We start from the raw sequence: 20,282 nt of genomic DNA on the forward strand, positions 1-20,282 counted from the left end.
ATTAGACGAATGAACGCAAAGAAAGTTATACAATTCAACTTATACTCCATTAACATTTTTCTGTAGAATTGAACCAGATAAGTTGTAATTCTTGAAATGAGCAGCGTTTAAAAATATGATGAGAGTAAGAGAATAATGACTTATCACCTGATTCTGTCCAAGTGATTCAAAATATTTGCCGACCAACCCGGCACGGCAACCGGAGGAAACCAAATGCAACGTCTAGTCGTAAAACTTGTAAATTTGGAGCAGCAGTTGTTCAAATGGATCAACGGACGCTTACACAATCGTTTTTTGAACTTCTGGCTTTATTATCTTACACATCTGGGGGGAGCGACCTTTACAATCACCTCTACACTGCTTGTATGGCTGCTCGCTCCGCTTCCATGGAAGGAATCCGGTATGAAGGGGGCCATCGCGCTTGGAGTCAGCCACATCCCTGTAGCCATCGCCAAAAAGCTGTACCCGCGGATTCGTCCGTACCTGGCACTGCCAGATACGAATACGTTCCGTAATCCCTTGTCCGATCATTCTTTTCCTTCCGGGCATACAACCGCTATTTTTTCAGTAACCGTTCCTTTTATGCTACAGTCCCCCATGCTAATACTGCTATTGCTGCCCGTCGCGCTGATTGTGGGTTTTTCCCGAATTTACCTGGGGCTCCACTATCCTACGGACGTACTCGCAGGGGCGGTCATCGGCACATCAGCAGCAATAGGAACGGTTGCATTCTGGCCTTAAAGCCGATATGGTATGATTGAGAACATCCCAGCAGGAACAGGTGAAATGAGAGTGGCTAAAAAACGAGTGTTATTATTATCGGAAGGTTTCGGTGCCGGACATACTCAAGCTGCGTACGCGCTCTCAAGCAGCTTGCGCAAGCTTTCTCCGAATGTGCAGACCAGAGTGCTGGAATTAGGGAGCTTTTTGAATCCGAGAATGGCTCCACTCATTATTACAGCGTATAAGAAGACTGTCATATCGCAGCCTCGCCTGATCGGAATGGTTTACCGTCATCAGTATAAAAAATCATTAAACCGTCTTACAACGCTCGCTTTGCACCGTCTGTTCTACACACAGACCCGAAACATTCTTCGGCAGCTTCGTCCTGATTTGGTGGTATGCACTCATCCCATCCCAAGTGCAGTGATTTCACGTTTGAAGCGCTTGGGTGTACATGTTCCACTCTGTACCGTCATTACAGACTACGATGCTCATGGAACGTGGATCAGTCCCGAGGTGGATCGGTACTTTGTTTCTACGCCTGAAGTCATGCGTAAGCTGCGCACACGCGGAGTGCCTATGTCGAAAATTCAAGTAACGGGTATTCCGGTTCATCCGAATTTCTGGGAACATCCGGGGCACGACGAAATACGGGACCAATTCGGTCTTAAGCCGATTCCCACCGTACTCGTTATGGGCGGCGGCTGGGGTCTGATGAACGACGAAGTCATCCATCGCTCGCTTACACACTGGAGAGAAAACATTCAATTTATTTTTTGTCTGGGTCATAATGATAAAATTCGTCGTAAAATGCAGCTGGATTCCCTCTTCAATCATCCGAACATTCAAATTTTCGGATTTACGCGGGAAATCGACAAATTAATGGAGGTATCGAATCTGCTCATTACCAAGCCCGGCGGAATGACATGCACCGAGGGGCTGGCAAAAGGGATTCCGATGTTGTTTCACAAACCTCTCCCCGGACAGGAAGAAGAAAATTGTCAATACTTTACGGCTCAAGGCTTCGGAGAACCGATTACTTCGCTGGATGTTGTCGTTAAATGGATGAACCGGCTGTTACACGAATTTCCGGAAATCGTTCGCAAGCGACAGGATCACGTTCATAATGTAGCGCGATATTATCCTCTTCAGAGTGCACAGAGTATTTTGGATATACTGGAACCAAACAGGGTGCTTTCCTAAAAAGGAAGCACCCTGTTTTTTTATTTATTTCCCATACTTCTCAAGACGCATTTTTTCATACTCTTCCAATGCATATTTGCCAATCAACACCTCGACACGATGGATGTTCATGCCTTTGCCCATAAATTTATGCTCATACTCAGTCATGACATGCTCTTCGTTGATACCATCACGATGAAGGTTCAATGATATGTTCGTCATTTGCAGACCACTATCAGCAAACGAATTCAGCGAGAACTCAAACAGCGTCTCTGAATCGGTTTTGAAATGAATTTGCCCCTTGCTATTTAAAAGTTGCCGGTACTTGTCCAAAAAGCGCGGATGCGTCAAGCGACGACGCGCATGCTTGGCTTTAGGCCACGGATCGCTAAAATTTAAATAAATGCGTTCAATTTCCCCAGGTTCAAAAACATTTTCAATCTGTTCAATGTTCGCCAGCGCCAATTTGATATTAGGCGGCGTATCCACCTCTGTATCACTCCAGGCCAGTCGCGACTTTTCCGCTGCGCGACGCACCAGTTCATCATACATATCAAAGCCAATATAGTTGATTTCCGGATTCCGATAGCTCATTTGACTGATGAACCGACCTTTGCCCATACCGAATTCCACATGAATCGGACGATCATTGCCAAAAAGTTGCTGCCACTTTCCTTTATACTGTCCCGGCTCCAAGATCACCAGGTCCTGTTGCTCTTCCAGACTTTCCCGTATTCCTTTTCTTCCGCGTAAACGCATGTTACTCCTCCATATACTCTGTTATCAAGGAAAAAGGAATCTCACCCCCGCTTGAAGATACGGAAATGAAATTCCTTTTTCAATATATTTGGATTGGGGTCCAACTAATTTAATTGTTCATAGTCTACCCCATCAGCAGGTAAAAAATCAATTGTCTTTTGGCAAGCGGCTCTGATTTTTTGACGTGCGGCCGTTCCAATCTGGCGGTCTTGCCCAAAACGGACACCAGTCAGCGCCAGTGCCTCGTCAAAGGTTAACTCAACAGTAACTTTATCCATACGCGTTTTGTCCTGCGTATTCATAAAAGATCACCTCACGGGTTATTAGTGATGGAACCGACGTGCATTTACCCTAAAGCAGGCGATAGAAGCAGCATAGCTGCCCTGAAAAATAATCATTAGCCGATGGTTAACTTTTATTTTCAGGATCGAAAACAGTCCTTTTATAGTATGTCTGGTACCGCTTACAATATAACACATGGTGTAACCTTTTTCAATCCTCAATCCAATAAAATCCGCACTTTCTCTTGCCTTTCGCTCTCAAGTGATTCCCAATTCCGACTGATTTTTGTTACAATAGGGTGATCGCAAAAAAAAGGAGTACACCCATGAAAACAGATTTGTTGCCTGCTTCTATCCTGTGGGGAGATAAACGGTTCCATACGTGGAATTACGAAATGCGCGAGCAATTTCAAAATAAAGTGTTCAAAGTCATGCTGGATGCAGGCTTTACCTGTCCGAACCGGGATGGTTCCATTGCCAAAGGAGGCTGCACCTTTTGCAGCGCACGGGGATCTGGTGACTTTGCCGGACGCCGTCGGGACGATCTCGTCACCCAATTCAATACGATTCGGGACCGTCAGCATCTAAAATGGCCAAACGCCCAATATATCGGCTATTTTCAAGCCTATACGAATACGTATGCCCCGGTTGAGGAGCTGCGCGAATACTTCGAGGTCATTCTGGAGCAGCCCGGTGTTGTCGGTCTGTCTATCGCTACGCGTCCCGATTGCCTGCCTGACGATGTCGTAGATTACCTTGCCGAGCTAAACGAGCGCACATACCTGTGGATCGAAATGGGCCTGCAAACCGTCCATGAATCCACCTCGGAGCTGATTAACCGCGCCCATGACACTCAATGCTATCTGGATGCGGTGGAAAAGCTGCGCAAGCGCAATATCCGTGTGTGCGCACACATTATTTACGGACTGCCGCAGGAAACACATGAAATGATGCTGGACACAGGTCGTGCAGTGGCGGCTATGGATGTACAGGGCATCAAAATCCACCTGCTGCATCTCATGCGCAAAACGCCGATGGTCAAGCAGTATGAAGCCGGATTGCTTCGCTTTCTGGAAAAGGATGAATACGTCAAGCTGATCGTCGATACGCTGGAATTTTTGCCGCCCGAAATGATCGTTCATCGGTTGACCGGGGATGCACCACGCGATTTGCTGCTGGGACCCATGTGGTCGCTCAAAAAATGGGAAGTGCTTAACGCTATTGACGATGAGCTAAAATCACGTGAAACGTGGCAAGGCAAGTATTGGAGGCAGCCTTAAATGGGCTTCCTGTCTGTACTGAGCTATGCTCATCAATTGGTAGCTGCGCGAGTCCAGCCGGGCGATGCGGCTATAGATGCCACAGTCGGCACCGGAGCGGATACGCTGTTCCTGGCTAAGGCTGCCGGAAGACGGGGACGTGTCTATGGCTTCGATATCCAGCAGGAGGCGTTGCAGCTCGCTCGTCGTCGGCTGGACGAAGACGAATCCCCCTCACTGGCGGAGGTATCGCTATTACTGCAAGGTCATGAGCAGATGCGGGAAGCCGTTCCCGACAAGCTGCATGGCAAAGTAGCCGCGGTCATGTTTAACCTCGGCTACTTGCCCTCCGAAGGCGCTGATCCATCTGTTATTACGCATACCGACAGTACACTCGCCGCTCTTGATGCGGCACTGTATCTGCTGCAACCACGCGGTATTCTGACAGCCGTACTGTATCCGGGGCACGCCGGAGGCGGCGAGGAAGCCGAAGCTGTCCTTCAATGGGCCTCCGCCCTCCCGGTATCCAGTGGTCAAAGCATTATTTACCGCCAATTACAACGAGCTACTTCGCCTTACGTAGTGGCGGTTGAAAAGAAATAATGTCGCATATTCAGGTTATGAGCGGCTTTTTTAGCCGCCTTACATATATCTTTTTTGAGCGTCGTACGGGCTATTCACCCCAGTTTTATTGCCCCAGCGGCATGTTTCTGGTCGCACTCATTACTCATTATGGAGGAGAGAAATTATGCTAAAGCCATACCCGCTGCAATTTCAACCTGAGTTCAAAGAGAGAGTTTGGGGAGGACGAGCCTTGGAGCAATTCGGTTTAACCCCGCCGGAAGGGCATATTGGGGAAGGATGGATGATTGCCGATCATCCAAATGGAACCACAATGGTCATCAATGGCGAGCTGGCTGGCAAGGGGCTGGATGAAATTCGCGAAACCTACGGGCAGGACTGGCTCGGGGCCAAGGGCGTATCGGAAAAAGGCGGACGTTTTCCGCTTCTGATCAAGCTGCTGGATTGCAATGACGATCTGTCCGTGCAAGTGCATCCGACAGATGATTATGCAGGACTTCCAGCCGGAGAGCTGGGAAAAACCGAAATGTGGTATGTGCTTGATGCCAAACCGGATGCCAAAATTATTTACGGTTTGACCGAGGGCGTGACTCGGGACAGCCTGCGTACCGCTCTTGAGAGCGGAGACATCCTGGGCAGCTTGCGTCAGGTTCCTGTTGAGGCAGGCGACACATTCTTCATCCCTGCTGGAACCGTACATGCGTTGTGTGCAGGCGTTGTTGTTGCTGAAATTCAGCAAAATTCAGATACCACCTATCGGTTATATGACTACAACCGTCCTGGTCTGGATGGCAAGCCCCGTGAGCTGCATATCGAGGATTCCCTCAATGTGACCTCTTACGAGGGGGCTGGTGCAACAACAATGAAGACAGGCGGTCTACAGCCGGGTGAATGGCTTCAACTCGCAGCCTGTGATTATTTTGTCGTGGAAAAGGGTATCGTAGAGGGAAGCTGGGCGCTTTCCACAACCGATGACAGCTTTACCATTCTCGTGATTTGCGAAGGCAGTGGTACATTAACGTGGGACAATCATTCATCGTCTCTGTCCTGCAAAGCTGGAGATTGCTTCCTGCTCCCCGCTAATCTGGGTGGTTACACGCTGAATGACGGAATGACTGTCCTTAGATCTTATCTTCCTTAAAGCTTAAAGGGTGTGTTGTCTAACTTATGCTGGAATATACCTTCACCATCGCTGAAAATGACGGAACGGATCTTTTTGTCTACCGTTGGCTACCGGATCAGCATACGCCCGTGCGGGGAATCGTTCAGATTTCGCACGGGATGTGCGAGACATCCTACCGCTATACTGGCTTGGCTGAGAAGCTTACAGCTTCTGGCTATGGTGTATATGCCAACGATCATATCGGCCACGGACGTACCGCCGGTGATTCTGATAAGCTTGGCATGCCAGGGGCGAATGCATTCCAACGAATGGCAAGCGGTATGCTGGATCTGGGCGAAATTGCGGCCAAGGAGTTTCCGGATCAGCCTCGTTTTTTGCTCGGTCACAGTATGGGATCCTTTTTAACTCAGAAAATCATGTATGATGATAAGCAGCAGTATCACGGGTTTATTTTATCGGGAACGAACGGGCGGCGTGGTCTGCTGAAACTTGGAGAACAAGTTGCCCTGATGCAAGCCAAACTGCAAGGAATGGATCACCGCAGCATACTGCTCAACGCTATGGTCTTCGGCGGGTTTAATCGAGCCTTTCGTCCGGTGCGTACAGCGTTTGACTGGTTATCCCGCGATCCCGATGAAGTAGACCAATTCGTGCATGATCCGTTATGTGGTGCCATCTGCACGACAGGCTTTTTCCTTGATTTTTTCCGGCTTTTACAGGAAATTCATTGGCCCTCCTCACTCGAAAAAATCAATCCCAAGCTGCCAATTTATATTTTTGCTGGGGATCGTGATCCGGTGGGGTTGTTCGGTAAGGGTGTTCTATCGCTGGTGGATATGTACAGAAGTTTGAAGATTCAGGATGTAGAATATCGTCTCTATCCTGACGGCCGACATGAGATGCTGCATGAAACGAACCGCAACGAGGTCATGACCGATATCGTGGATTGGCTGGATTGTCATGTCAACACAGCAGCGACCTCCGTTTCTGTTATGTCTGGAGGCTCTGAAACATCCGGTTAATCCGCATTGTCCAGGTCCTCCTCGCTGGAATAAAAAAGGGAACCTTCAAAACCACGATTACAGTGGACTTGAGGGTTCCTTTTATTACCATGCATTCCGTTCTCTTAGAGAAGTAATATGAGCTATATTGATCACCCCCCAGTGAACGCAACACAACCACCCACCGTTCATGCAGCCCTTCCAGCAATCGCAGAGAAGGCTCCAGCGGAAGCTCCCTTGCATCCGGTATTTCGGCCCAACGCCCCTCATCATATGGATTAATCGTGGGTGTATCCTCTGTTAGCGCCAGCTTGAAGCGAATATAACCGTTCATATGACTGTCTGCCAAATGATGGACAACCTGCCTAACCGTCCAGCCTCCTTCGCGATAAGGCGTGTTCAACTGTTGCTCGTCCAGCCCTTCGACCGCCTGACGAAGCTGAGAAGGCAGTTCAGCAATATCTTGAGTCCATGCCACAAGCTGTTCTTCTGTAATCATATCCGGAACGACAAATGGCCCAATCGGGTAGCGCAAATCATGATCCAAAACAGTCCCCCACCCTTCTTTCGCATCTGAGTACCTACTACCTGTAATCTTATGTTATAACGATGCAGGAAAAAAAGCAGACCCACAAGAGCCTGCTTCTTCATAGACGTAAAAATTTATTACATCTGTTAATTTATTTTATCCTTCCAGCAACAGCGATTCCGGATCTTCCAGCAATTCTTTGACCGTTACCAGGAAGCGAACCGCTTCGCTACCATCAATAATCCGGTGATCGTAGGACAACGCGATATACATCATCGGACGATTTTCCATACGTTCCTCGTCAATGGCAATCGGGCGAAGCTGGATTTTATGCATTCCCAAAATACCCACTTGCGGTGTATTCAGGATCGGCGTAGACAGCAGGGAACCGAAAATACCTCCATTGGTAATGGTAAAGGTTCCACCTTGCAGATCTGCCAAAGAAAGCGAATTGGAACGTGCTTTGCCAGCCAAATCTGCAATGCTCTTCTCGATTTCGGCAAAGCCGAGACGATCAGCATCCCGTACAACGGGTACGACCAGCCCTTCCTTCGCAGATACAGCAATCCCGATATCATAGTATTTTTTCAGTACGATATCATCGCCGTTAATTTCCGCATTTACAGTAGGGAAACGCTTGAGCGCACCGACCACTGCCTTCGTAAAGAAGGACATAAAGCCCAGCCCAACATCGTGCTTCTCCTTGAACTTATCTTTGCGGCGTTTGCGAACATCAAGGATTGCGGTCATATCCACTTCATTAAAGGTTGTAAGCATAGCGGCCGTTTGCTGTGCCTCAACGAGACGTTTGGCAATGGTCGCTCTGCGGCGGGACATGCGCTGACGTTCTACCGGCTTGCTGTACTCTGTCTGAGATGGAGATGCAGCAGGCTTATTCGCAGCGGGAGAAGCAGGTGCAGGTGATACAGCACGCGAAGCATCGACGCTGTTCGCATGCGTTTTAACGTCCTCCTGGAATACGCGTCCCAATGGGTCCTTCCCCTGTACCTGCTCCAGATCAATTCCGCGCTCACGCGCCAGCTTCCGGGCAGAGGGAGATGCCATCTGACCGTTGCCGTCACCATTGGATGTAACAGGCTGTGCAGCCTGTTCCGCCGCTGACTTGCCACCGCCTGCTGTGGAAGCAGGCGAAGCGGCTACACGCGTTGCCTCCAGCGCTTGGGTCGCTGCTGCTTCTCCGGCACTGGATGATCCTGCGCTAACGCTCCCACTGCCGCTTCCGATTAAGCCTACAGCTTCACCAATAACCACCGTTTCCCCTTCCTGACGAAGGATTTTCTGGACTACACCAGCTTCCTCTGCGCTAATTTCCAGATTGACCTTATCGGTTTCCAGCTCCAGTAGAACATCTCCCTGCCCTACGGAATCCCCTTCCTTCACAAGCCATTTGGAGATTGATCCTTCCGTGATGGATTCTCCCATTGCCGGCACTAAAATATCGCTCACAGCCGCTACCTCCCAAGTGTAATATTGTTTTTGGAATCCTGCTTCAACGCTGATTGAATAATTCGCTGCTGCTCTAGGCTGTGTACTTGCTGATAACCGCTCGCTGGACTGGAACGATCCGGTCTGCCCGCATAGCGGATTTCCGCTCCTTGCGGCACAACATTCCGCAGACGAGGCTCAATGTAACTCCAGGCACCCATGTTTTTCGGCTCTTCCTGTGCCCATACGAATTCCTTAACATGCTGGAAGCGGCTGAAAATATTCCGAATTTCCTCTTCCGGGAAAGGATACAACTGCTCAACACGAATAATGCGCAAACGGTCCTCCGCTTCATCCTTGTTCTTCTCCAACGCTTCTTCCAGATCAATGGCAATCTTGCCACTGCACAGTACAATCCGTTCTACACGATCCGGGCGTGCACCCAATCCGGGCTGCTCCAGCACGGGACGGAATGTTCCTTCGCTGAACTCGGAAACAGGCGAAGCGACACGATTGTTACGAATGAGACTCTTCGGTGACATCATCACAAGCGGACGAGCTTCCTCACTCTCGCTTAATGCAGCCTGACGGCGCAGCAGATGGAAATACTGCGAGGCACTGCTCAAGTTAGCGACAGTCCAGTTATTTTGTGCAGACAGTTGGAGGAATCGTTCCAGACGTGCGCTTGTATGCTCCGGTCCTTGCCCTTCACTACCATGCGGCAACAGCATTACCAGACTGGATTTCTGTCTCCATTTGGCGCGGCCAGCGGAAATGAACTGATCGAAAATAACCTGCGCACAGTTGGCAAAATCACCGAATTGCGCTTCCCAAATCACTAACGTTTCAGGAGAGTACACGTTATAGCCATACTCAAAGCCAAGGACAGACGCCTCAGACAACGGGCTGTTATGAATACTGAACGAAGCACGTGCTTCCGGCAATGTGTGCAAAGGACAATGCGTATTGCCCGTTTCAGGCTCATGCAACACGAGGTTACGGTGAGCAAACGTTGCCCGCTCCGCATCCTGACCCGTCATACGGATCGGTTTGCCATCTGCCAGAATCGTAGCCAGAGCCAGCGTTTCCGCCAAGCTCCAATCCACCTTTTCACCTTCGTTCAGAGCCGTTTTTCTACGCTGTAAAATACGATCCAGCTTCGGATATACCTGGAAGGCTTTTGGCCATTTCAGCAGGTTTTCATTAATCTGACGCAGCTTTTTCAACTCTACAGCCGTACGAACCACAGAATCCTGACCCCGTTTTGCCTTGGAAGGAGCAATTGCAGGCTCCTCTTCCGGGTTATTCTTCACATGCTCATGCGCTTCCTTAAGTCGATTTTGTACCTTTTCGATAAGTCCAGTATTAAACGCTTCATCCACGATTCCTTGCTTAATCAATTTTTGAGCGTACAATTTGCTAACCGTTGGATGGTTTTTCACCTTGCTGTATACCAGCGGTTGCGTTGTTTCTGGATCATCGGATTCATTATGACCATAACGACGATAGCCGATCAGATCAATCAGGAAATCCTTCTTGAAACGGTTGCGGTATTCGCCTGCCATTCGAGCTGCTGCAATACACGCCTCAGGATTATCCGCGTTCACGTGTACGATCGGAATTTCATAGCCTTTGGCCAGATCGCTTGCATAGCGGGTCGAACGTGAATCCACGCTTTCCGTTGTAAAGCCCAGACGATTGTTAACAATAATATGAACCGAGCCGCCATTACGGAAGCCGCGCAAATTCGTGAAATTGAGTGATTCGGCCACAATGCCTTCACCTGGAAAAGCTGCATCGCCATGCATGATAATCGTTGCCGCCTTGCTGACATCCAGCTTCGGATAGCCTGCTTCACTGCGATCCTCCTGCGCTGCGCGGGAAAAGCCCTGCACGACCGGGTTCACGTATTCCAGATGACTCGGGTTATTCGCCAATGTCAGACGGGCCTGTACCGCTTCCCCATCCTTTACAAAACGATTGGCACCCAGATGATATTTTACATCTCCGGTCCAGCCATAATTAATCCCTGTCGAGCCTTCCGACGGAATCATATCCTTATTCGGAGAATGATGAAATTCAGAGAAAATCTTGCTGTAAGGCTTGCCCAGTACATGGGCCAGTACATTCAGACGACCACGATGCGCCATCCCCATCAGCACGTGGCTCGCACCTGCATTCGTCGTAAGACGGATAATCTCGTCGAGTACGGGTACAAGGACATCATTACCTTCGATGGAAAAACGTTTCTGTCCGACAAACGTTTTATGCAAAAACTCTTCGAACTGCTCCACCTCTACCAACCTGCCTAGCAACGCCTTGCGTTCCTGTGTGGTGAGTGGTTTGGAGGACCAGCCGGATTCAGCATAGCCGTTCAGCCAGCGGCGTTCCTCCTCGTTATGAATGTGACTAAATTCATAGGCAATCGGGCCTGTGTATGCTACACGTAAGCGTTGGATAGCCTCCCAGCCGTTAAGTGTTCCAGCAGGAGCGTTATCCCATATTAAAGAGGCCGGAAAAGCCTTTAGGTCCTGTTCAGTTAAACCGTAGGATGCCGGATCAAGCAAGCGTGTATCCTGCTCGGCATCCAGTCCCAGCGGGTCTATTTGTGCAGCCAAATGTCCGTATTCACGGATGTTCCACACCATTTTCCCGGCTGTAACCGCTTTCTGTAATGTGTTCGAATCAAGATGTCCCTGAGCGCTTGCCGGGGGGCCTTGCAATTTGTAGTCTATCATGGAAGCAGCCGAGTATTCGGATTGCGGCGGCTCACCCCATTGATCAAACAGCTCGCGGTAAGCCGGATCAACTGTTCCGGGGTCCGCTACATACTTTTCATACTGGTCCTGCACATAACCTAAATTAGGTCCATAATAACTCTGCCAAGGTACCTGTCTGCTGCTCTCTTCCATTGTCATCTCGTTCCCTCCGTCAAATTTTGAAATTCATAGCTGGACGGAAATCATTTTCATTTCAGTTTTCGCAAAATTCTCAATTTAAGTTGTTCACAATATGCTCACATTATATGAAATCCTTCGTCAAAAGTCGAATTTCACAGTTCCTATCCTTCCTCCATTGTATAAACTTTTCCGTCAATGAGCATTTCCTTTTTCTCAACATACCAATGCGTAAATTAGATCAATCGGGTTATTTGGTATGAAAACAAGCGCCAGAGGCGGGTTTGTCCCCCAGCCTTGGCGCTTTTATCGTACAAATCATAGTATGAGGAACCGAATTGGGCAGTTTGCAGACGACTGTACATTCCACCCGCCGCCATTTGAATTAGAATCGGAGTACCTATCATATGTCCTTCACATCCATTTATCTAAAAATCACGTAATTGATCAAAAAGCTCAAACAACTGATCTCTGTCAACCAGAGTATTCCTTGACTCACCAAGCTGCTGCTCCACTTGATCCAACCCGGCACGTCGATCCATTTTGTATTCCGTCACCAGCGATTTTAATGTTGCATTCACTGTATTGATGTCCATTTGTTCATCCAGTGCTCGTACAGTCGCCCGCATTTTTTATACAGTTGGGCGGCTTTTTTGGCATTGGCTACTGTGATCTGCTCGCGTCCACGGAATGGGGCTGGCAGTTGGACCCGATTGGCCTGAGAACGGTTTTGAAAGAATTGTATGATCGTTATCAATTGCCTTTGTTTGTGGTAGAAAATGGGCTGGGAGCCAAGGATACTGTCGAAGAATACGGCTCCATTATAGATGATTACCGGATTGACTATTTCAGACAGCATATTGAACAACTAAAAGAAGCTATCCTGGATGGCGTTGAGGTGATGGGCTATACCAGTTGGGGAGCAATTGATATCATCAGTACATCCACTTCAGAAATGTCCAAACGCTACGGATTTATTTATGTGGATCAGGACGACGAAGACCACGGAACCCTTAACCGCAAAAAGAAGAAAAGCTTCGACTGGTATAAAAAAGTAATCGCCACAAATGGCGAGGATTTAGCCTAATTTAGATTAGAGACTGCCCCCCATTTGTGAGTCATGAATCAAACACCTGGCAAGTTAACCAGCCAGTCGTCGGATATCAACCGACGGCTGGTTATTTAGTTTATGTTGCGCCTCATGCTACGCCAAACGAGTTTAAAAACAACTCCCCAACCCAACCTATATGATTACCTTTTACAGCAGAGTTTTTTAAAAGACAGATGGTCCGATACGATGCAAACTCAAATTTTAATATGACATTAAAGTCACTTTTCTGTACAAAATTCCTACCTTTCACTATTATTTTAATTAGGCATCTAAAAAACCGCTTTGAAAGCGAAAGGGATGGGACTGTGACTGGATTAAAACAAGTACTCAGAAACAAGAATTATGTCAGGCTTTTCCTGGCAACGTTCGCCTCACAAATGGGAGGAATTATTGGGGTTACTGCATTCATGTTTTATTTGTTGAAACGGTTTACGAATCAGCCATACTATGCAACGCTTGCCGAATTAATGTATTCGCTCCCGATGCTGGCAGTATTTCTCATGGTTGGAGTGCTGGCAGATCGGATGGACCGACAAAAAATTGCTGTTAATTGTGACTGGATCAGCGCTTTTTTATCCTTATGCTTACTTATTTTTGTTTGGGTTGATTCGATTCCTTTGATATTTGCCTGCCTCTTCATCCGTAGTGCTGCCTCCAAATTTTTTTTCCCAGCTGAAAGTGCCATTATACAGGGAATATTAAACAAAGAGGATTACACCATTGCAGCAGGCCTCAATCAAATGATGGGGAGTCTATTCATGTTGTTTGGAGGAACTCTGGGGGCCGTCATTTATTGGCATTTTGGAATTACTGGAGCGATCCTCATTGATGCTGTTTCTTTTATTGTGTCTGCACTGCTCATTCGTTCCTGCAAAATTCCAAAGGAAGTACGCCTTCCGAACGGGGCACATCAATTTAAACAATTAAAAATCAAATTGGTCATGCACGACTTTAAACAAGGGTTTCTTTACATATTACGCAACAAACTATTGATTTGGTTGGTTTCAGGATTTTTTATGTTCGGTATTTTGAATGGTGGATTTAGCGTTTTACCGATGTTTATTCTTAAATATAAGCTAGCTCCAGGCAACTATGAGCAGTATATGGTATGGACAGGTATTATTTTTGGAGCTGGTGTGTTGCTTGGTACCTTAATCGCTTCTCTTATCTCCGCCAAGCTAAAGCTACACCAAATGATTGCTGCGGGAGTTCTGGTAGCCGGAATGGGTATGTGTACTCTTGGGTTTGTGAATCACCTCTATGTATTTATGATTATCAACTTTGTCATTGCACTCATACTTCCGTTCATTAATATTGGCATAGGAGGATGGCTGCCTTGTATTGTAGATCCTCAAATGATGGGACGTGTGCAAGGTTTAATTAATCCGCTAATGATGCTGTCCCAATCTCTTACATTGGGTTTCATTGCTGTAAGCTTTCCTTCATTTATTCCAATTGAAGTCTTATTTTTATTAGTCGGGGTCTGTACCGTTATTGTAGGAATATATTACACTATTGTGCTCCCCCGTTATGCTGATTACGGCACTTCTTCTAACGCCCTTCAGGAATCTTTATAGGCAGATTAAAAGAGTTCTAAGTTGAATTGCCACTTCTGTCTCCATATCCAGTGCAGAGGTGGCTTCATCATAGCTCCCCTCAAATGCTCCACAAGCACGTACATTTTGGTAGATACAAAAAACGGAGATCATAGGAGCTAACCATGCAAAGCAAAAAAGTGTTAATACCCGCAGCATTACTTCTTTTAATACAGTTAAGCGTTCCTGTCAGTTGTACCTTTGCACAGAATAACCTTGTCATAGATCAAGAAACGAAAGAGAGAATCAAAGAACAATATGACTTGGAAGAACCTCTGTCACCTATATTAGAGCAGCAGCAAAACATTTTATTCGGAGGTGATTGGGGCTTTAGTCCTTCTGCCGATGCCGCGATGCTGGAATTGATCATATGGATTCGGAATCCGCTCATTTTCATCAGTCAACAACTGGTACATTCACTGAAATCATAAGCCGTTTTCTATTCGGTAAGTTCCATGATATAGAGCATAAGGGTCATTTATTTTGTAGTAAGTTGTCTGCCACTTGGGGTCACTTCATCCTTCTTATTGAAAAGGTTTAATTCAATGGGTCCCCTCCCATGTAGCCACAGCAGTTCATCGAATAAAAATGTCAGTCCATCCTTGGCGCGTAAGCGTTCGATGATCTCCGTGACAACTTGCATAACTTCCCCTTGTACACCCTCCTCCGCTCTCTCCGTCCAGGTAAAGATGCGTATGATATGATTGCTCCACCTTCTTCACATGGCACAAACACAGTGTGCCATTCTCGAGGTAAAAGAAGTATTGATGGTCATAAAGAACCCCTTCGCATATCTCATACATATGAGGTGAATCATACGGCCCCTGAACCATGGGATACCCGTTCCAATCCCATTACCCATCCTGTCATAAATCCTCGCTCCATTCGTCTATTCATTTATCCAATGATATTAAAGACTAAAGAATTCATTAAAATATTTAAAACGTTGTTATGAGCATTACTACTTATTGTATTTGTGTTAATATCCTTTCTTCTACAGATGGTTTGTTCTAAACTAGGTGTCTGGACGATAATTTATTGCTAATTGTAAAACGTTTTGGTACGATAAGCATATTACTACAACGTTCACAAATAACATCCCAATAAACTCAATGCACATTACAGTGTTACTTTTATTGTTTTCAGTATATATTTGACAGCGTATATTGTCAATACTTCGATGTTATTTTTTAACACTATAGAATGCATTTAGCTGGAGGAAAATATGATAAAGATTCATCTTTCCCGTATTATGGGCGAAAAACGAGTAAATATTGCCGAGCTTTCCCGCATGACTGGATTACATAGAAACGGAATCACCAAACTTTACAACGAAGAAACAGACGGTGTGAAATTTGATACGCTAGATAAAATTTGTAAAGCTCTAGACTGCCATGTTCAAGATGTAATTGAGTATGTAGAGAATGAGGCAGATTTGTAGAGTGGACTGGAACAAAAAGATATTGTTTCTATTACAGGGATTAATCGAAATACGGTTAAAGCTTTGGCCTCCAACGCAAACGCCCGGATTGACTTTCCAACCTTGAATACACTTTGTAGAACCCTTGGCGTACTCCCTGGTGAACTAATCGAATACTTGCCGGAAGACGACGAAGAGAGCCGTTAATTTGCTTACGGCTCTTTGTTCTTTACAAGCTAGATGAATGTGTACTTATAAATGCTAGATGCCCCCTGTTACAATTCCAAATACGAGCCACTACTTAGTAGGTTCATCGTCTATCCCTACCTATTCAGTGGTTTTAGATGTAAACTCTCCACATATGATAAAATCATCTTCCATTTCAAAGATTCCCTCCTACTTCCCTATCTTATTTCGAAGCAAAATTCACGGTGACACCACCTGATACCAAAATCATTAATAGATCCATAAAATATTGCTGTGGTGAAAATCTATAGTACGTCTCTTTTTGATCCCACTCTTCCTCGTATCTTTCCAAAAAGTAATGCGCGTTTTGCCAATGGATCGTGAACGGTCTCATAGCTCCAAACCCTCCACAGAGACAGTCTGATATACTGTCCAAGCTAAATCCATAGTACCCTCCGGGTCCATTAATCGCTTCACCAAGTGCTATAAAAAATGTTGTAAAATCCAATATGTATTCGCCGTTTAAAGTGTAGACTTCTCCTCGTTTATCCAACCTGTGAGAATGATTAGACGCAGAATGTATCCTAGTCACGTTTAGCCACCCGGCCTTGTTCTTCTTTAGAGAAGCCTTGCCATATATTATTTTCAAGCGGCTGAGTTCCCTTTAAATACTTCCATAATCTTAATTCCCCAGGGGAAGGCTTAGTTTCAAGTATACCCGTTAACTCCAGATTGAAGTTTCCTTTATTATAATCCAGTTTATGGATTATGTAGGATTCAGAAAGGTGATAATAATAGCTTCCAATCCCTTTTTCTTCATCATTTAAAATAGCAATGTACAAGTTGTATACAGATTGTTTTGTCTTCGTTATGTTTTCTATGAAGCCTTCATTAAATACAAATTGTTCAAAAATCACCTTTTCATACGTTTCAACGATGATATCACCCGTTAAGCCAACCACATCTCTACAATAGCCAACTGTAAGCCCACTTTCATCGTCAATGACAGCAAATCTATATTTCATATCACACCTCTTTTTGTCTAAATTTCCTTAAAATAAAAGTGGGCTATAGATTATATCTTGGAGTTAATCCATAAACAATTCCCCTCATTACAAAAAGACGAAAAGAATCCTTAAAGTAAAAATATTTTAATCGCTGTATAATTAAACCCTTCACTTTATCCATTGATTTTATATAAACAAAATGTTATATTGTCTACAAAATAAACAAAATTTAATCGAGGTGTTTATTAAAATGGATCATTCCGAGCTATTTTGGAATGCTGGAGTTGAGGAACTGAAGCGTGGATATATCCGTCAGGGGGAGCAGGTGGTTTGTCTACTGGACGGACAGCGCTACGAACAGGGAATCATATATCAGGATCGAGGGGTATTTTATGACGCGGAGCGGTATATGCGTCTTCATATTGAGCGGACGTACGGTTCGGTCTTTGACTATTTGATCGGCCTGGACAAAAAGCTGACTGGACTGACGGATCATCAGAATGGATTGCTCCAGTTATTTTATCAAGGCATGGGCGATGCGGATATTCAAAAGGAAACCGGAATCGGCAGCGCATCTACCATACGCAATCATCGCTTTGGTCTCAAAGAAAAGGAACGTCAGGCCAAGGTATTTCTCACCTTAATGGAGCTGTTAAAGGAGAAAGACCGTCACGCTCCCACTATCGTCGAAGTACCGGTACGGGCACGGATGATGGATGAACGCTACAACATTACCGAAGACGAAAGACAAAAGGTTTTGGCAAAGTATTTTCCAGATGGTACACAGGGTCGCCTGAAAACCTTCAAAATGCAGGAAAAGCATAAATTGATTGTACTGCGTGAAATTGCGGGACGTTTTGAGATAGGACGGACGTATCATGAGAAGGATATTAATGCTATTTTACAGGAAGTGTATGACGATTATGTCACGTTACGAAGATATATGATTGAATATAGTCTACTGGATCGCAAGCCGGATGGCAGTGAATATAGGTTGAAGGAATCTTGAGGCGCGATACTTGAAAACGAAGGAGAACTCAACATGAATCGAAGAAAAGAACTGGTGCAGCAGTATATGGAGATCAAGACAGAGGCCGGAATCTACTGCATTCGCAATACACACAACGGGAAAATTTTTGTCGCTGGCACACCAAATTTAAAATCACTGAACGGTCGTCGGTTTGAACTACAAATGGGAACTTGTCAGAACCAACAACTGCAACAGGAATGGAATGAATATGGCGAAGAAGCATTTGAGTTTGAGGTGTTGGAGCTTTTGAAGAAAAAAGATTCGGAATTCTTCGATGTCAAGGATGCACTGGCCAAGCTGGAGCAGACCTGGCTTGATCGGCTTCAGCCTTACGGAGAAAAAGGATATTTGTAAAATTACCAATACGTACAAGTGCCCTTCTTGGGTAAACCACTTTTGAGCAATAACCGTCTGGAGCCTTCGTTATCTGGATCAATGAAGGCTTCGATACGGTGAACCTGCGGCAAATGAAATCCATAATGAATCACTGCCTTCATCGCTTCTGACATCAGGCACTGTCGCCAGTATTCGGATGCCGGCTGAAGATACTAATTCATCAGCCACCAGCCGATTCCGACCATCACCCCATTGATTAAAAATAATAAAATACATGCCTTCCACTTATTTATTCCACTTATTTGAAAAAATCCACTCACCGTACTACGACACATATACACCGTAAACAGCAAATTCCACACAATACGCATACCGTACTTTACGTAATATAGGGCAGGACTTAGATGCACGCCCCCCAACATTGGAGGTACATCCGGAATAAACAAGATCGCACACGCATAACGCATCGTTTCATATGTAAAATAAAATACAGCCAGCCACCAGGCCCACTTCTTACCAAATAACATGCCGACACCGGCAGTTGCCCCTGACAAACCGAGCAAAGCGATGAACCCTTGAAACATCCCCCTGCAAATTCCCAACAACGTAGAAGCCTCATTCAACGCATTAAGTGTCAACAGCTGTGTCACCAGCAGAAGAGCTCCATTAAAAATCAGTAAAATGGCTGCAATACTTACACCCAAAGGCCGTTCAAGAACCATGTTCGTTACATAATCCTCTACTTCTTTTTTCGTATACAGATCCGACACTTCTTCTACTCTCCTAACCCAATCATATACTTCCCCATTTATGGACGAATACAATAACAGTGTGTTTTCGCCTCATTCAGATATATCGGCATTTAGGAATATATGGTTTAGATCGTTAATAGAATCCCAAATAGAGTAATATCAATCCTTATAATACCATTCCAAGATGAACTCTGACAAATATATATTATGAATGTAATCGTGTTATTTTCGTGGCTTCATAACCTTTAGATGACTGGATATGCTCTACTCGATAACCAGCCTGGATATCCAAAAGCTTTTCCATAAAAGGAAGGTACGGACTGTAAATAAAGCTTCCTCCCGGCCGGATTGCCCTAAGCAATTCCATATATTTGTGGGCGTATTCATGAATATTGCCGTCCGATTTCAAATGATGATGTATAAAATGATTGGAGAACGCCATATGAGAGATAATCGTTCCCCATGCGCCTTCCTTGAAGGTTGTCTCCAGCCAACCGATCTGTTCCATAAGCCTCGATGCCAAGCGAACGCAAATAGCCGACCAGCCGTGCCTCTGCTCCGCAGCCTACATCAAGAACAGGCTCCTGCAAACGAGCAATGTCCAATCCTAGCAGCTTTGCCTGCAATTCAGGCGTATATTCCTCACAAGGTGGCCCCATCAGGGCGTTCCCCTCATGCATATAAAACAAACTCCGATGCTGATTATAGAGTATTTGACCGTCAATGAGTCTGTTCAACTGGGCAACCGACATTAGCGTTTCCTCCCGTGGCTCAAGTTAAATGAAGTTCTTATTTGGCCAACGAATGCTCAAACTGCTCGCACAACTTGATGATATCCTCTACTCTCGCCAAGGACGTAAGCCAATGCTGCGGAATCTCCCCAAGCCCATAATAAATTCCCGCTAAGCGCGTCCCCAATACATAGATAGACCCAAATACCGTGCTTTATGTTACTCACGCCTGTCCTCTCCTGCTTCTGCTCGGAACGTTAAAGCCCTACCCTAGCCGGAACAGAGCCATCTTTGGGTAGGGCCGCTTATTTTCTAAGTATACCATGCGTATG

Annotated in this window: 25 protein-coding genes and 2 pseudogenes; 13 read left to right on the top strand and 14 right to left on the bottom strand. The window is 45.9% G+C overall.

Annotated features, from left to right (window positions below; translation table 11 throughout):
* Positions 1-213: 213 nt before the first annotated feature.
* Complete coding sequence (locus tag ACIFQM_RS19345) at positions 214-741, top strand: phosphatase PAP2 family protein (protein WP_283655212.1); 528 nt, start codon at positions 214-216, stop codon at positions 739-741.
* Positions 742-792: 51 nt separating this feature from the next.
* Complete coding sequence (locus ACIFQM_RS19350) at positions 793-1,926, top strand: MGDG synthase family glycosyltransferase (RefSeq protein ID WP_430041036.1); 1,134 nt, start codon at positions 793-795, stop codon at positions 1,924-1,926.
* A 24-nt stretch (positions 1,927-1,950) separates the two neighbouring features.
* On the opposite strand, the gene trmB is transcribed toward ACIFQM_RS19350, so the two are convergent.
* A complete protein-coding gene (gene trmB / locus ACIFQM_RS19355; RefSeq protein ID WP_430040937.1) occupies positions 1,951-2,664 on the bottom strand; it encodes a tRNA (guanosine(46)-N7)-methyltransferase TrmB in 714 nt (237 codons plus the stop codon).
* Between the two features lie 104 nt (positions 2,665-2,768).
* Positions 2,769-2,966: a hypothetical protein gene (locus ACIFQM_RS19360; RefSeq protein ID WP_430040936.1), complete on the bottom strand. Its 198-nt coding sequence runs from the start codon at positions 2,964-2,966 to the stop codon at positions 2,769-2,771.
* 305 nt (positions 2,967-3,271) lie between these two features.
* Between ACIFQM_RS19360 and ACIFQM_RS19365 the strand changes: the two genes are divergently transcribed.
* From ACIFQM_RS19365 to ACIFQM_RS19380, 4 genes are all read left to right on the top strand, one after another.
* The gene (locus ACIFQM_RS19365) at positions 3,272-4,225 is read left to right on the top strand and encodes a TIGR01212 family radical SAM protein (protein ID WP_430040935.1); all 954 of its coding nucleotides are present in this window, start codon (positions 3,272-3,274) and stop codon (positions 4,223-4,225) included.
* A complete protein-coding gene (locus tag ACIFQM_RS19370) occupies positions 4,226-4,807 on the top strand; it encodes a class I SAM-dependent methyltransferase (protein WP_430040934.1) in 582 nt (193 codons plus the stop codon). It begins immediately after the preceding gene.
* A gap of 145 nt (positions 4,808-4,952) precedes the next feature.
* Positions 4,953-5,927, top strand: coding sequence for a type I phosphomannose isomerase catalytic subunit (locus ACIFQM_RS19375; protein WP_430040933.1), 975 nt, complete (start codon positions 4,953-4,955; stop codon positions 5,925-5,927).
* A gap of 26 nt (positions 5,928-5,953) precedes the next feature.
* Positions 5,954-6,931: an alpha/beta fold hydrolase gene (locus ACIFQM_RS19380; RefSeq protein WP_430040932.1), complete on the top strand. Its 978-nt coding sequence runs from the start codon at positions 5,954-5,956 to the stop codon at positions 6,929-6,931.
* On the opposite strand, the gene ACIFQM_RS19385 is transcribed toward ACIFQM_RS19380, so the two are convergent.
* The 5 genes from ACIFQM_RS19385 to ACIFQM_RS19405 form a co-directional block, all read right to left on the bottom strand.
* A complete protein-coding gene (locus ACIFQM_RS19385; RefSeq protein ID WP_430040931.1) occupies positions 6,900-7,457 on the bottom strand; it encodes a YfiT family bacillithiol transferase in 558 nt (185 codons plus the stop codon). The genes ACIFQM_RS19380 and ACIFQM_RS19385 overlap by 32 nt on opposite strands.
* Before the next feature lie 138 nt (positions 7,458-7,595).
* On the bottom strand, positions 7,596-8,906 hold the full coding sequence (odhB, locus tag ACIFQM_RS19390) for a 2-oxoglutarate dehydrogenase complex dihydrolipoyllysine-residue succinyltransferase (RefSeq protein ID WP_430040930.1): 1,311 nt from the start codon (positions 8,904-8,906) through the stop codon (positions 7,596-7,598).
* 5 nt (positions 8,907-8,911) lie between these two features.
* Positions 8,912-11,803 carry a 2-oxoglutarate dehydrogenase E1 component gene (locus ACIFQM_RS19395; protein ID WP_430040929.1) on the bottom strand — a complete coding sequence of 964 codons (2,892 nt, stop codon included), beginning with the start codon at positions 11,801-11,803 and terminating at the stop codon, positions 8,912-8,914.
* A 215-nt stretch (positions 11,804-12,018) separates the two neighbouring features.
* Entirely contained in the window at positions 12,019-12,189 is a 171-nt protein-coding gene (locus ACIFQM_RS19400; protein WP_430040928.1) for a hypothetical protein, read from the bottom strand.
* A 21-nt stretch (positions 12,190-12,210) separates the two neighbouring features.
* Positions 12,211-12,378, bottom strand: coding sequence for a hypothetical protein (locus ACIFQM_RS19405; RefSeq protein ID WP_430040927.1), 168 nt, complete (start codon positions 12,376-12,378; stop codon positions 12,211-12,213).
* Between the two features lie 80 nt (positions 12,379-12,458).
* Here ACIFQM_RS19405 and ACIFQM_RS19410 point away from each other — a divergent pair.
* The 3 genes and pseudogenes from ACIFQM_RS19410 to ACIFQM_RS19420 form a co-directional block, all read left to right on the top strand.
* Positions 12,459-12,869, top strand: a pseudogene (locus ACIFQM_RS19410) (family 1 glycosylhydrolase); the annotation flags it as partial.
* Positions 12,870-13,198: 329 nt separating this feature from the next.
* Positions 13,199-14,470: an MFS transporter gene (locus ACIFQM_RS19415; RefSeq protein ID WP_430041035.1), complete on the top strand. Its 1,272-nt coding sequence runs from the start codon at positions 13,199-13,201 to the stop codon at positions 14,468-14,470.
* Positions 14,471-14,613: 143 nt separating this feature from the next.
* Positions 14,614-14,919: a hypothetical protein gene (locus ACIFQM_RS19420; protein ID WP_430040926.1), complete on the top strand. Its 306-nt coding sequence runs from the start codon at positions 14,614-14,616 to the stop codon at positions 14,917-14,919.
* Between the two features lie 47 nt (positions 14,920-14,966).
* Here the strand turns inward: ACIFQM_RS19420 and ACIFQM_RS19425 are convergent.
* A pseudogene (locus ACIFQM_RS19425) lies at positions 14,967-15,358 on the bottom strand (hypothetical protein).
* A gap of 355 nt (positions 15,359-15,713) precedes the next feature.
* On the opposite strand from ACIFQM_RS19425, the gene ACIFQM_RS19430 reads away from it, so the two are divergent.
* On the top strand, positions 15,714-15,929 hold the full coding sequence (locus ACIFQM_RS19430; RefSeq protein ID WP_430065987.1) for a helix-turn-helix domain-containing protein: 216 nt from the start codon (positions 15,714-15,716) through the stop codon (positions 15,927-15,929).
* Between the two features lie 21 nt (positions 15,930-15,950).
* On the top strand, positions 15,951-16,115 hold the full coding sequence (locus ACIFQM_RS19435; RefSeq protein ID WP_430045891.1) for a helix-turn-helix domain-containing protein: 165 nt from the start codon (positions 15,951-15,953) through the stop codon (positions 16,113-16,115).
* A gap of 202 nt (positions 16,116-16,317) precedes the next feature.
* Here the strand turns inward: ACIFQM_RS19435 and ACIFQM_RS19440 are convergent, their stop codons facing one another.
* Complete coding sequence (locus tag ACIFQM_RS19440) at positions 16,318-16,686, bottom strand: barstar family protein (protein WP_430065989.1); 369 nt, start codon at positions 16,684-16,686, stop codon at positions 16,318-16,320.
* The gene (locus ACIFQM_RS19445; protein ID WP_430065991.1) at positions 16,679-17,119 is read right to left on the bottom strand and encodes a hypothetical protein; all 441 of its coding nucleotides are present in this window, start codon (positions 17,117-17,119) and stop codon (positions 16,679-16,681) included. The genes ACIFQM_RS19440 and ACIFQM_RS19445 overlap by 8 nt, the downstream gene beginning before the upstream one ends.
* 232 nt (positions 17,120-17,351) lie before the next feature.
* Here ACIFQM_RS19445 and ACIFQM_RS19450 point away from each other — a divergent pair, with 232 nt between their 5' ends.
* The gene (locus ACIFQM_RS19450) at positions 17,352-18,110 is read left to right on the top strand and encodes a DUF2087 domain-containing protein (RefSeq protein WP_430040924.1); all 759 of its coding nucleotides are present in this window, start codon (positions 17,352-17,354) and stop codon (positions 18,108-18,110) included.
* Positions 18,111-18,143: 33 nt separating this feature from the next.
* Complete coding sequence (locus ACIFQM_RS19455) at positions 18,144-18,485, top strand: GIY-YIG nuclease family protein (protein WP_430040923.1); 342 nt, start codon at positions 18,144-18,146, stop codon at positions 18,483-18,485.
* 2 nt (positions 18,486-18,487) lie between these two features.
* On the opposite strand, the gene ACIFQM_RS19460 is transcribed toward ACIFQM_RS19455, so the two are convergent.
* The 4 genes from ACIFQM_RS19460 to ACIFQM_RS19475 all read right to left on the bottom strand — a co-directional run bounded on the left by ACIFQM_RS19460 (position 18,488) and on the right by ACIFQM_RS19475 (position 20,177).
* Entirely contained in the window at positions 18,488-18,640 is a 153-nt protein-coding gene (locus tag ACIFQM_RS19460) for a GNAT family N-acetyltransferase (RefSeq protein ID WP_430040922.1), read from the bottom strand.
* A gap of 39 nt (positions 18,641-18,679) precedes the next feature.
* The gene (locus ACIFQM_RS19465; RefSeq protein WP_430045877.1) at positions 18,680-19,237 is read right to left on the bottom strand and encodes a hypothetical protein; all 558 of its coding nucleotides are present in this window, start codon (positions 19,235-19,237) and stop codon (positions 18,680-18,682) included.
* Between the two features lie 365 nt (positions 19,238-19,602).
* A complete protein-coding gene (locus ACIFQM_RS19470) occupies positions 19,603-19,971 on the bottom strand; it encodes a hypothetical protein (protein WP_430040920.1) in 369 nt (122 codons plus the stop codon).
* A 56-nt stretch (positions 19,972-20,027) separates the two neighbouring features.
* Positions 20,028-20,177, bottom strand: a complete 150-nt coding sequence (locus tag ACIFQM_RS19475; RefSeq protein WP_430040919.1) for a hypothetical protein — start codon at positions 20,175-20,177, stop codon at positions 20,028-20,030.
* Between the last annotated feature and the right edge of the window lie 105 nt (positions 20,178-20,282).

The sequence above is a fragment of the Paenibacillus sp. NRS-1782 genome, assembly GCF_050467685.1.
GTDB classification, from domain to species: Bacteria; Bacillota; Bacilli; order Paenibacillales; family Paenibacillaceae; genus Paenibacillus; species Paenibacillus terrae_A.